Below are 12859 nucleotides of genomic sequence, written 5' to 3'. Positions count from 1 at the left end.
ATGTTAAATAGTTAATTCTTCGGGCGGTCGGCCATAGTTCGGCGTCCATGTTTCAGATGCTCAGCGTGCCCCAGAACGATGCTTTTCAATTCCTTCAGTTTCCTGCTCCTATACCTGCCGATCACCGCCGTCGGTTTCTTCCTGCTTGCGCGCAAGAGCCACATGATGGCCGCCGGCTGGCTGGCGCTGGCCTCGCTGTTCTTTTATGGCTGGTGGAGCCTGTCGTACATTCCACTGCTGCTGGCCTCGATCGTTTTCAATTACACGATCGGCTGGCAGATAGGGCACTCCACCGGCAGTATCCGCAAGAAGTGGCTGGTGTTCGGCGTCGTCGCCGACCTGGCGCTGCTGGCGTATTTCAAATATGCCGATTTCTTCATTCTGAGCGTCAACGCGGCCGCGAAAACCGATTTTCCGGCGCTGCACGTCATCCTTCCGGTCGGCATCTCGTTCTTCACCTTTACGCAGATCGCCTATCTGGTCGACACCTTCCAGGGCAAGGTCAAGGAATACCGCCCGGTACATTACCTGCTTTTCGTGACGTACTTCCCGCACCTGATCGCGGGACCGGTATTGCACCACAAGGAAATGATGCCGCAGTTCGACGATCCGCAGACGTACCGCCTGTCGGCCTCGAACATCGCCGTCGGCCTGGCGATCTTCGCCATCGGCCTGGCCAAGAAAGTGCTGATCGCCGACAACCTCGCGCCACACGCCAACTTCTTCTTCGACCAGGGCGAGTCGGCCACCATGCTGGTGGCGTGGGGAGGGGTGCTGGCGTACGCCTTCCAGCTGTACTTCGATTTCTCAGGCTACTCCGACATGGCAATCGGCCTGTCGCGTATCTTCGGCATCCGCCTGCCGCTCAATTTCAATTCGCCCTACAAGGCGACCAACATTATTGATTTCTGGCGCCGCTGGCACATGACCTTGTCGCGCTTCCTGCGCGACTACCTGTACATCGCGCTGGGCGGCAACCGCCACGGCCCGGCGCGCCGCTACGCCAACCTGATGACAACGATGGTGCTGGGCGGCCTGTGGCACGGGGCCGGCTGGAACTTCGTCATCTGGGGCTTCCTGCATGGCGCCTACCTGATGGTCAACCACGCCTGGGCTGCGCTGGCCGAACGCCTGCGCTTCCCGCGCGATGCGCGCGCCTGGAAGCTGTTCAGCATCCTGATCACGTTCGCAGCGGTTTGCTTCGCCTGGGTGTACTTCCGCGCGACCGACGTCGGCCGCGCCAATACCATCGTGCAGGCGATGGCTGGCCTGTATGGCATCGCGCTGCCGGACTCGATCGGCAACCAGCTGGGCAGCCTGCGCGCCGTGTTCGAACAGGCCGGCGTCAGCTTCTACCTGGGTGGCGGCTCGCGCTTCGTCGAGACCTGGAGCTGGGTCGTGATCGGCGCGCTGATCGCGTTCGTGTTCCCGAATACCCAGCAGATCATGGCCAACTTCGACCCCGCGCTCGACTTCGTGACCAACCGCATTTCCGCCGGGCCGCTGGCTCGGGTGCTGAGCTGGCGCCCGACTGCGGCATGGGCCTGCGCGATCGGCCTGATCACGGTGGGCAGCCTGCTGTCGCTGAGCCGGCCGGCCGAGTTCCTGTACTTTCAGTTTTAGAGGCAAAGCATGACGACTGAAAGCGATTTCAAGCGTTTCCTGACTATCGGAAGCATCGTGGTGGCCGCAGGCGTGATCGCATCGGTTGCGCTGGTATCGGTAATCGACCCTTACCGCTTGTACGGCATGAAGGAAGTGGCCGGCATCAACCAGGTCAAGCCGCTGCCGACCCGCTACCAGAACCAGATCAAGATGCATGGCGCGCTCAAGCAAGGCGCCGATACCTTTATCCTGGGCAATTCGCGCGCCGAACTCGGGCTCAATCCTGAACACCGCGCGCTGGGCACTTCAGCCTTCAACCTTGCGTTGGCCGGCACCAGCATGAATACCGGACGCGAACAGCTCGAACAGCTGCAGGCGGAGGGGATCAAGCCGAAGCGGTTGATCGTCGGCGTCGAATTCCTCGATTTCCTGGTCGATCCGAACCGGCCGCGCCCCTTGCGCGAGCCGAAGCCCAAAACCCCGTTCGACGAACTGGCGTGGCAGGCCGACAGTTTGTTCTCGATCGACTCGCTGGCCGATTCGCTGAAAACCCTGCGCCTGCAGCGCATTTCCGATCCCCAGTCGATCACCGGGCGCGGATTTAACCCTCTGCTGGAATACAACAAGTTTGCCCGCGACGACGGCTACTATTCGATCTTCCAGCAGCGCGCGGTCGAAAATGCCAAGCGCTTCGTGCGCCTGCCGCGCGGCCTGGTCAACCAGCAGAGCGGAAGCTCGCCCAATCTCGACGAGCTGCGCGCCGTCCTGGCACACGCGGTGCGCGACCAATCGGATGTGCATCTGGTGATCTATCCTTACCACGCGCAAATCCTGGCGATGTTCGACGCGGCGGGCCTGGCCAGCACCTTCGACAACTGGAAGGCGCTGCTGCTGGAGGAAGTTGAAAAGGTGCGGGCCGCCAACCCGGGCGCGCGCGTCACCCTGTGGGACTTCAGCGGCTATTCAAGCTACCAGTGCGAAGCGATTCCCGCCAAGGGCGACAAGAAGACCAAGACCAACTGGTACTGGGAAGCCGGGCACTTCAAGCCGGCGCTGGGCGACCTGATGCTCGCGCGGATCGCCGGCCAGTCAGGCGCGCCCGCATCGTTCGGTTTCGCCCTCGACCAGGCCAGCTTTGCCGATAACAACGCCCGCATCGCCCGCGAGCGCGCCAGCTGCGCCGCCGCCCAGCCCGACATCTTCGAGCATGCGCGCGCGCTGGTGGCGAAGGCGCGCGGCGCAACCGGGACCTGACCGGCTCAGCCGGGCTTGCGCAGGCGGCTCAGCAGTCCCTCGACGCCGTCGCTGACCGGCAAGCCATGGCGCCGCAGCAGCTGCACGTTGAGCACCAGGTTTTCCAGCACCAGTTTGGCCGACACCGCGAGCAATGTCAGCAGCTTGTCCTCGGTGCTGAACTTCTCCATCGCGGCAGCCATCTCACACAGGTGCGAGGCCACCAGCTGGCGCAGTTCGGCATCGTCGAAGGGCAGGTCGGCAAAGTCGATCGGGTCATCCTTTTCAACTTCCAGCATCAATGCGGCGAGTTCCTCAGGTTTGATGGGCATGCTTCACTCCACTGGTTGGCACGTCTCCATTCTAGGACAGCTGGCCGCTTGAAAGATGGCGACAGTGCAAGTAACTGGCGCTACAATCGGCTTTTCTGCACCACCCTTGTTCTTTGAGCGATGTCATGGCGCGACTTGTGTTCACCCAGCAGCTGGCGCGGTTTCTCGCCGTTCCCGAGGTCGAGACCGGCGCGACGCGGCTGCGCGCGGCGCTGGAGGGCGCATTTGAAAGCAATCCCCTGCTGCGAGGCTATGTCCTGAACGACCAGGGGCACCTGCGCGAGAACGTCGTCATTTTCGTCGACGGCCGCCGCAGTACGGACCGTAGCGGCCTGGACGACCCGCTGCAGCCCGACAGCAAAGTCTACGTCCTGCAAGCACTTTCCGGAGGCTGACATGAGTGAGCGCGCATTGGTCTCGACCCGCAAGGGCCTGTTCGAACTGCATCGCGGCAGCAGCGGCTGGGACATCGGCCCGGTCCACTTTCTCGGCGAGCCGGTCTCGATCGCGCTGGCCGACCCGCGCGATGGCGCGCTGTACGCGGCGCTGAACCTCGGCCACTTCGGCGTCAAGCTGCACCGCAAGGATGCCGGCAGCGATGCCTGGACCGAGATCGCCGCGCCGGCGTATCCGCCCAAGCCCGAGGGCAGCGCCGACACGGTCGAGTGGACCAATAAGCTGATCTGGTCGCTGGAGGCCGGCGGGGCGGATCAGCCGGGCGTGCTGTGGGCCGGCACCTTGCCGGGCGGGCTGTTCAAATCCGCCGACCGCGGCGCCTCGTGGCAGCTGGTGCGCTCGCTATGGGATGTGCCCGAACGCAGCAACTGGTTCGGCGGCGGCTACGACGTGCCCGGCATTCACAGCATCAGCGTCGATCCGCGCGACAGCAACCGGCTGCTGGTGGGCGTGTCGTGCGGCGGCGCGTGGCGCAGCGATGACGGCGGCGACAGCTGGACGGTGTCGTCGACCGGCATGCGTGCCGATTACATGCCGCCCGAAATGAACGAAAACGAAGCGGTGCAGGACCCGCACCGCATCACGCGTTCGCACGCGGCACCGGATGTGCTGTGGTGCCAGCACCACAACGGCATCTGGCGTTCCGCCAACGGCGGCCAGCGCTGGACCGAGATCACCGATGTGCCGGTATCGAACTTCGGCTTCGCCGTCGCCGCCCACCCGCGCGACGGCAATACCGCCTGGTTTGCGCCGGCCGAAGCCGACCAGCGCCGCGTGCCGGTTGGGGCCGCGATGGCCGTCACCCGCACCAGCGATGGCGGCAAAACCTTCACCGCGCTGCGCAATGGCCTGCCGCAGCAGCACTGTTATGACCTGGTATACCGGCACGGCCTGGCGGTCGACGACGATGGCGCCAGCCTGCTGATGGGCTCGACGAGCGGCGGCCTGTGGGCCACCAGCGATGCCGGCGACAGCTGGACGACGGTCTCGACCACGCTGCCGCCGATCTACGCGGTGCGCTTCGGATAAGGTATGTGAGTGCAAACTAACCGGCCCGGGCTAGCGCTTGATTTCTCGCTGTACCTCGACGCCGCCCGCTTTGGCGCGGCGGCGATGGTGGTCGTCGCCCACCTGTTGATGCTGCGCCTGATCGACGGACCGGTGGCGGCGTTTGTGCCCGACCTGGGGCGCGAGGCGGTGATCGTATTCTTTGTGCTGTCCGGCTTCGTGATCAAGTATTCGGTCGAGCAGAAACACGCCAGCCCGCGGGACTATGTGGTGGCGCGCTGCGCGCGCATCTATTCGGTGGCGCTGCCGGTGGTGACGCTGGCGTTCGTGCTGGTGGCGCTGGTGCTCACCTTTTCGGATGTCGCGGTGACCACCGGCTATCAGGTCGCCAAGGCCTACATTTACTTCCCGTTCCATATGCTGTTCGCCGGCGAGTTCTGGAACCTGGCCGAGACGCCGCCCTGGCTGCTGCCTTACTGGTCGCTGGGCTACGAGGTCTGGTACTACGCGCTGTTCGGGATCGCCTACTATTTGAGCGGCGCGAGGCGGCTGGTGCTGCTGGCCGCGGTGCTGCTGCTGGTGGGGTTCAAGCTGTGGATGCTGCTGCCGGTCTGGCTGAGCGGCGTGTGGCTGTACGAATGGTCGAAGTCGCACGCGGTGCCGCCGCGCTGGGCGAGCGCGGGATGGCTGCTGTCGCTGGCGGCGCTGTGCGTTTTCAAGCTGGTCGATGCCGACATTTACCTGCGCGCATACGGCAGCGCGATCTGGCCATTCCCTGGCCTGCGCCTGATCAGCGCCGACCGCTACCTGGCCGACTATGCCGTCTGTGCGCTGGTGCTGATCAATTTCGCCTGCGCGCGCAGCATGAGTTTTGCCTGGCTGCGCAAGGTGAAGCGGCCGGTGCGTGCGCTGGCTGGCCATACCTTCACGCTGTACCTGGTGCATAACCTGGTGCTGATGGCGTGGAAGGCCTTCTATCCGCACAATCCTGCGAACCCAGGCGACCTCGCGCTGCTGCTGTTTGCAGTCGGCGTGGCGACGTATGTGTTGGGGTTTGTGACCGAACGCCGCAAGGGCGCATTTGAACGGCTGTTTCGCGGCTTGAGCGAGCGCGCGAGCCGCCTGGTCGTTCCCGCGAAAGCGGGAACCCATACTTAGCGAGCGCTCTTGCCGGGGATGCGCTCCCGCTTTCGCGGGAGCGACGGGGACTCTACATATTGCGGCGGTACTGCCCGCCCACCTCGAACAGCGCGGTGGTGATCTGGCCCAGCGAGCATACGCGCACCGCATCCATCAACTTCTCGAACACGTTGGCGTTGTCGATGGCCGCCTGCTGCAGCGCCGCCAGTGCCTGCGGCGCCTCGGCCGCGTGACGCTGGTGGAACTCCTCGAGGCGGGTCAGCTGCGACTGCTTCTCGTCGTCGGTCGAGCGTGCCAGCTCGATCGTTGCCGGCGTCTCGGCCTGCTTTGGATTGCGGAAGGTGTTGACGCCGATGATCGGCAGCGAGCCGTCATGCTTCTTGTGCTCGTACAGCATCGACTCTTCCTGGATCTTGCCGCGCTGGTAGCCGGTTTCCATCGCACCGAGCACGCCGCCGCGTTCGGCGATGCGTTCGAACTCCTGCAGCACCGCTTCTTCAACCATGTCAGTCAGTTCGTCCATGATGAACGAGCCCTGGTTCGGGTTTTCGTTCTTGGCCAGGCCCCATTCGCGGTTGATGATCAGCTGGATTGCCAAAGCGCGGCGCACCGATTCGTCGGTCGGCGTGGTGATCGCCTCGTCATACGCATTGGTGTGCAGGCTGTTGCAGTTGTCGTAGATCGCGATCAGCGCCTGCAAGGTGGTGCGGATGTCGTTGAAGTCGATTTCCTGCGCGTGCAGCGAGCGGCCCGAGGTCTGGATGTGGTACTTCAGCTTCTGGCTGCGGTCGTTCGCGCCGTACTTGTCGCGCATCGTGATGGCCCAGATGCGGCGCGCCACGCGGCCCAGCACCGTGTATTCGGGGTCCATGCCGTTACTAAAGAAGAACGACAGGTTCGGCGCGAAGTCGTCGATGTGCATGCCGCGCGCGAGGTAGGCTTCGACAAACGTAAAGCCGTTCGACAGCGTGAAGGCCAGCTGCGAAATCGGGTTCGCACCAGCTTCGGCAATGTGGTATCCGGAGATCGACACCGAGTAGAAGTTGCGCACCTGGTGGTGCACAAAGTACTCCTGGATGTCGCCCATGACCTTCAGCGAGAACTCGGTCGAGAAGATGCAGGTGTTCTGACCCTGGTCTTCCTTCAGGATGTCCGCCTGCACGGTGCCGCGCACATTGGCCAGTACCCATTCGCGGATCTTGGCAGCTTCGTCGTCGGTCGGCTGGCGCTTGTTTTCAGCGATGAACTTGTCCATCTGCTGGTCGATCGCGGTGTTCATGAACATCGCCAGGATGGTCGGGGCAGGGCCATTGATCGTCATCGACACGCTGGTCGACGGGCTGCACAGGTTGAAGCCGTCGTACAGCACCTTCATGTCATCCAGCGTCGCGATCGACACGCCCGAGTTGCCGACCTTGCCGTAGATGTCGGGACGGATCGCCGGGTCGGCGCCGTACAACGTCACCGAGTCGAACGCGGTCGACAGGCGCTTGGCGTCCATGCCGGTCGAGACCAGCTTGAAGCGGCGGTTGGTGCGGAAGGCGTCGCCTTCGCCGGCGAACATGCGGGTCGGGTCTTCGCCCTCGCGCTTGAAAGCGAACACGCCGGCGGTGTACGGGAACGAGCCAGGCACGTTTTCCAGCATCAGGAAGCGCAGCACTTCGCCGTGGTCTTCGTACTTCGGCAGCGCGACCTTGCGGATCACGGTGCCCGACAGCGTGTGCTGGACCAGCTGGGTGCGGATCTCCTTGTCGCGGATCTTGACCACGTAGTTGTCGCCCGCGTAAGCGGCCTGCATGTCTGGCCACATCGCCAGCAGCTTCTTGCTTGGTGCGTCCATCGCGTGCTCACGCTCGGTGATCAGGTCGTCGAAGTCGGCGCCTTTACCGGCCGCTGACAGCATGCGCTTGGTCTCGCTCAGTTGCTGGCGCTCGCGCGCCAGTTTTACCTGCTTGACGGTGTTCTTGTGATAGCCGCGCACCGCATCGGCGATCTCGGCGAGGTAGCGCGCGCGTGCCGGCGGCACGATCACGTTCTTGCCGCTGGAGTGGCGCAGCGAAACCTGCGGCAGCTTGCCCTGCTTGACCGGCAGGCCGAACTCGGCCAGCTTCGGCAGCAGGCCCTGGTACAGCGCGGTGACGCCGTCGTCGTTGAAGCGCGACGCCTGGGTGCCGTAGACCGGCATCTCGTCCGGGCTCTTGGTCCACATTTCGCGGTTGCGCTGGTACTGCTTGGCGACGTCGCGCAGCGCGTCGAGCGCGCCCTTGCGGTCGAATTTGTTGATCGCGATGATGTCGGCGAAATCAAGCATGTCGATTTTTTCAAGCTGCGAGGCGGCGCCGAATTCCGGGGTCATCACGTACATCGAGGCGTCGACGTGCGGCACGATGGCGGCGTCGCCCTGGCCGATGCCGGAAGTCTCGACGATCACCAGGTCGAAGCCGGCGACCTTGCAGGCGGCGATTACATCAGGCAGCGCGTGCGAGATTTCGGAACCCGCTTCGCGCGTGGCCAACGAGCGCATGAACACGCGCGCCTGGCCGTTCCATGGGTTGATCGCGTTCATGCGGATGCGGTCGCCCAGCAGCGCGCCGCCGGATTTGCGGCGCGAGGGATCGATCGAGATCACGGCGATGTTGAGCGCGTCGCCCTGGTCCATGCGGATGCGGCGGATCAGTTCATCGGTCAGCGACGACTTGCCGGCGCCGCCGGTGCCGGTGATGCCAAGGGTCGGCACGCGCAGGCTTTCGGCGGCGTTATGCAGTTCGGTGCGCAGCGTTGCGGCGGCCTTGCCGTTTTCCAGCGCGGTGATCAGCTGGGCCAGCGGACGGTGGCGCTCGGCCATGTCGCCGGTTTGCAGCGGCGCCAGCGAGGGCGGCGAGTAGGTCGACAGGTCGATGTCGCAAGCCTGCACCATCGACTGGATCATCCCGACCAGGCCCATGCGCTGGCCGTCTTCCGGGCTGAAGATGCGGGTGACGCCGTAGGCGTGCAGCTCGGCGATTTCAGACGGGACGATCACGCCGCCGCCGCCGCCGAACACCTTGATGTGGGCGCCGCCGCGCTGCTTGAGCAGGTCGATCATGTACTTGAAGTATTCGACGTGGCCACCCTGGTAGCTGGAGATGGCGATGCCCTGCACGTCTTCGGCCAGCGCCGCGGTGACGACTTCGTCGACCGAGCGGTTGTGGCCGAGGTGGACCACTTCGACGCCGTTCGACTGGAGAATGCGGCGCATGATGTTGATCGACGCGTCATGGCCGTCGAACAGCGAGGCCGCCGTGACGAAGCGCACTTTGTTGGCCAGCTTTGGATGCTCCGGGACTTGGAGTTTGGCGGCAGGGGTCAGGTCGTTCATGATGTTCCTTGCGATATCGTTCTGGTACGGTATATGACGTTTACGTTAACGTCAAGCGCAGAAGACGTCGTTCCCGCGAAGGCGGGAACCTATGCCGAGCGTCAGCTTCAGCTCAGAATGGGTTCCCGCTTTCGCGGGAACGACGGTGGTATTTTTCTTATGCCGCTTTTGCGGTTGTGTTGCCAGCCAGCAAACGCGCCTTCTCGGTACGGAAGGTCGCAACATTCGCTTCCTTCACGTGGCCGAAGCCGCGCACCTGTTCCGGAAGATTCGCCAGAGCAACAGCGTTGGCGTGGTTGTCCGCATTCAGTCCAGCAATCAGGCCCTCAATCATCTCACGGTACTCCACAATCAGCGCGCGTTCCATCTTGCGCTCTTCAGTGTAGCCAAAGATATCCAGCGCGCCGCCGCGCAGGCCCTTGAATTTGGCCAGCAGCTTGAACGCGCTCCACATCCACGAGCCGAATTGCGCCTTGACCAGGTGGCCCTTGCCATCCTTCTTGGCCAGCAGCGGCGGGGCAAGGTGGAACTTGAGCGAGAAGTCGCCTTCGAACTGGGTCTTGAGCTGTTCGACGAAGCGGCCGTCGGTATACAGGCGCGCGACTTCGTATTCGTCCTTGTAGGCCATCAGCTTGAAGTAGTACTTGGCGACCGCGGTCGAGAGCTTGTTGCCCAGGCCCGCTGCCGTTTCGGCGCTGCGTACCTTTGCCACCAGCTGCTCGTACTGCGCCGCGTAGCCGCTGTCCTGGTACCCGGTCAGGAATTCGACGCGTTTCTTGATGACGTTTTCCAGGCTTTGCGGCATCTGCACGACGATCGCCTGGGTTGGCGTGGCGATGCGCTCGACCTTCTTCAGGTCGACGGCAGCGCGGCGGCCCCACAGGAAGCTGCGCTTGTTCGATTCTGCGGCGACGCCATTGAGTTCAATCGCGCGCAGCAACGACGCTTCGGTCAGTGGAATGCGGCCTTTCTGCCATGCGTAGCCGAGCATGAACAGGTTGGCGGCAATCGAGTCGCCCATCAGCGCGGTGGCCAGCTTGGTGGCGTCGATGAAGTCGGCCGCGTCGATCGCTGGCGCACCTACCGATTCGTTGATCAAGGCGCGCACCTGGTCGGTCGGGTACTGCCAGTCGGCGTTCTGGGCGAAGGTGCCAGGCGGCTGCTCGTGCAGGTTGATGACGGCCATGGTGCGGCCAGGACGCATCTTCGAGATCGCGTCCTGGGCGCCGGCGGTGAGCATGTCGCAGCCGAGGATCAGGTCCGCTTCGCCGGTGGCGATGCGCTGCGCGCGCAGGTGGGCCGGGGTCCTGGCGATCTTGACGTGCGAGGTGACCGAGCCGTTTTTCTGCGACATGCCGGTCATGTCGAGCACCGAGGCGCCCTTGCTTTCGAGGTGGGCGGCCATGCCCATCAGCGCGCCGACGGTGATCACGCCGGTGCCGCCGATGCCGTTGATCAGGATGTTATACGGCTGTTCGACCGATGGCAGCGTTGGCAGCGGCAGGTCGCCGAAGCCGTCGTCTTCGTTTTTCTTGGCCACGCCGGTCTTCGACTTCTTCAGGGTGCCGCCTTCGACCGTGACGAAGCTCGGGCAGAAGCCCTTGGTGCACGAGAAGTCCTTGTTGCAGGACGACTGGTCGATCGCGCGCTTGCGCCCGAATTCGGTTTCCTTCGGCAGGATCGACACGCAGTTCGACTGCACGCCGCAGTCGCCGCAGCCTTCGCAGACCGCTTCGTTGATGACGACGCGCTGGTTAGGGTCGGGGAACTGGCCCTTCTTGCGGCGGCGGCGCTTTTCGGCGGCGCAGGTCTGGTCGTAGATGATGACCGAGACGCCGCTAAAGTCGCGCAGCTCGCGCTGGATCGCGTCCATCTCCTTGCGGTCGTGCAGCGAGACGATGGCCGGCAGGTTGGAGCGGTCGGCGTAGCGCGACAGGTCCTCGGTCACCAGCGCGATGCGCTTGATGCCTTCGGCGGCCATCTGCTGGGCGATCAGCGGCACCGAGGTGGTGCCGTCGACTGGCTGGCCGCCGGTCATCGCGACGGCGTCGTTGTAGAGGATCTTGTAGGTGATGTTGACGTTGGCCGCCACCGCCGCGCGGATCGCCAGGTAGCCGGAGTGGAAGTAGGTGCCGTCGCCGAGGTTCTGGAACACGTGCGGAATCTTGGAGAACGCGGCCTGGCCGATCCACGGCGCGCCTTCGCCGCCCATGTGGGTGGTCAGCTTGTTCATCTCCGGGTAGATCGAGGTGGCCATCACGTGGCAGCCGATGCCGGCCAGCGCCAGGCTGCCTTCCGGGACCTTGGTCGAGGTGTTGTGCGGGCAGCCGGAGCAGTAGAACGCCGGGCGGAACGGGGTGTTGTTGGCCTTTTTCAGGACCGCGTCCTTCGCATCGAGGAAGGCCAGGCGGTTGCGGATCTGGTCGCAGGTTTTCTCGTCCGAGATCAGGCGCGAGACGCGCGAGGCGATCACGCGCGCCACTTGCGATACCGAGAAGTCGGCCTTGGAGGTCAGCAGCCATTCGCCGCGCGGCGCGACCCATTCGCCTTTTTCGTCGAACTTGCCGATCACGCGCGGACGCACGTCGTCGCGCCAGTTGTACAGCTGTTCCTTGAGCTGGTATTCGACGATCTGGCGCTTCTCTTCGACCACCAGGATCTCGTCGAGGCCCTGGGCGAATTCGCGCACGCTGTCCGGCTCCAGCGGCCATGGCATCGCCACCTTGAACAGGCGCAGGCCGACCTCCTGGGCCATCTTCTCGTCGATGCCCAGGTCTTCGAGCGCTTCGAGCACGTCGAGGTAGGACTTGCCGGAGGCGATGATGCCGAGCTTGGCGTTGGGGCTGTCGATGGTGGTGTGATTGAGCTTGTTCTCGCGCGCATAGGCCAGCGCCGCATAGATCTTATAGTCCTGCATCAGCGCTTCCTGGTTGCGCGCCTGCTGGCCCAGCGGGATGCTGGACAGGCGTGCATTCAGGCCGCCTTCGGGCATCTGGAAGTCTTGCGGGATCTTGACGGTGACGCGGAACGGGTCGGCGTCGATCGAGGCCGACGATTCGACCGTGTCGGCCAGCGCCTTGAAGGCGACGGTGCAGCCGGAGAAGCGCGACATCGCCCAGCCGTGGATGCCAAGGTCGAGGTATTCCTGCACATTGCATGGGTACAGCACCGGGATCATCGAGGCCGAGAACAGGTGGTCGGACTGGTGCGGCAGGGTCGACGAGTACGCGCCATGGTCGTCGCCGGCCACCAGCAGCACGCCGCCGTGCTTCGAGGTGCCAGCGTGGTTCATGTGCTTGAAGACGTCGCCGCAGCGGTCCACGCCCGGGCCCTTGCCGTACCACATGGCGAACACGCCGTCGTATTTGGCCGGGCCGATCAGGTCGACCTGCTGCGAGCCCCACACCGCCGTCGCGGCCAGGTCTTCGTTGACGCCAGGGACAAACTGGACGTGGTGGGCTTCGAGGTGCTTCTTGGCCTTCCACAGGTTCTCATCCAGGCCGCCCAGCGGCGAGCCGCGGTAGCCCGATACGAAGCCGGCCGTGTTGAGGCCTTCGGCGGTGTCGCGCACGCGCTGCATCATCGGCAGGCGCACCAGCGCCTGGATACCCGACAGGAAGATATTGCCGCTGATGGCGGTGTACTTGTCGTCGAGGGTAACGGTGGTCAGGCGCGAAGGCACGTCCTGCGGTGCGGCAGGCATGATCGTATCAGGCATTGTGTTGCT

At 64.1% G+C, this 12859-nt stretch carries 8 protein-coding genes; 5 read left to right on the top strand and 3 right to left on the bottom strand.

Annotation, left to right across the window (positions count from 1 at the left end; genetic code table 11):
- Nucleotides 1–78 precede the first annotated feature (78 nt).
- The gene (locus I4X03_RS02275; protein WP_223464981.1) at nucleotides 79–1623 is read left to right on the top strand and encodes an MBOAT family O-acyltransferase; all 1545 of its coding nucleotides are present in this window, start codon (nucleotides 79–81) and stop codon (nucleotides 1621–1623) included.
- Nucleotides 1624–1632: 9 nt separating this feature from the next.
- Nucleotides 1633–2859, top strand: coding sequence for a hypothetical protein (locus I4X03_RS02270; RefSeq protein ID WP_223464979.1), 1227 nt, complete (start codon nucleotides 1633–1635; stop codon nucleotides 2857–2859).
- Nucleotides 2860–2864: 5 nt separating this feature from the next.
- Here I4X03_RS02270 and I4X03_RS02265 read toward each other — a convergent pair whose 3' ends face one another.
- On the bottom strand, nucleotides 2865–3170 hold the full coding sequence (locus I4X03_RS02265) for a hypothetical protein (RefSeq protein ID WP_223464978.1): 306 nt from the start codon (nucleotides 3168–3170) through the stop codon (nucleotides 2865–2867).
- Nucleotides 3171–3295: 125 nt separating this feature from the next.
- Between I4X03_RS02265 and I4X03_RS02260 the strand changes: the two genes are divergently transcribed.
- Genes I4X03_RS02260 through I4X03_RS02250 form a run of 3 tightly spaced genes read left to right on the top strand, consistent with a single transcriptional unit; the run spans nucleotide 3296 to nucleotide 5792 of the window.
- Nucleotides 3296–3565, top strand: a complete 270-nt coding sequence (locus tag I4X03_RS02260) for a MoaD/ThiS family protein (protein WP_223464976.1) — start codon at nucleotides 3296–3298, stop codon at nucleotides 3563–3565.
- A gap of 1 nt (nucleotide 3566) precedes the next feature.
- A complete protein-coding gene (locus I4X03_RS02255; RefSeq protein WP_223464974.1) occupies nucleotides 3567–4655 on the top strand; it encodes a WD40/YVTN/BNR-like repeat-containing protein in 1089 nt (362 codons plus the stop codon).
- Between the two features lie 9 nt (nucleotides 4656–4664).
- Entirely contained in the window at nucleotides 4665–5792 is a 1128-nt protein-coding gene (locus I4X03_RS02250; RefSeq protein WP_223464971.1) for an acyltransferase family protein, read from the top strand.
- Between the two features lie 52 nt (nucleotides 5793–5844).
- On the opposite strand, the gene icmF is transcribed toward I4X03_RS02250, so the two are convergent.
- Together icmF and I4X03_RS02240 are read right to left on the bottom strand one after the other, a co-directional pair.
- A complete protein-coding gene (icmF, locus tag I4X03_RS02245) occupies nucleotides 5845–9132 on the bottom strand; it encodes a fused isobutyryl-CoA mutase/GTPase IcmF (RefSeq protein WP_223464969.1) in 3288 nt (1095 codons plus the stop codon).
- A gap of 157 nt (nucleotides 9133–9289) precedes the next feature.
- Nucleotides 9290–12850: an indolepyruvate ferredoxin oxidoreductase family protein gene (locus I4X03_RS02240; protein ID WP_223464965.1), complete on the bottom strand. Its 3561-nt coding sequence runs from the start codon at nucleotides 12848–12850 to the stop codon at nucleotides 9290–9292.
- Nucleotides 12851–12859 lie beyond the last annotated feature (9 nt).

Source organism: Massilia soli, from assembly GCF_016809835.1.
Taxonomy (GTDB): Bacteria; Pseudomonadota; Gammaproteobacteria; order Burkholderiales; family Burkholderiaceae_D; genus Telluria_A; species Telluria_A soli.
This window is presented reverse-complemented; position numbering and strand designations above follow the sequence as displayed.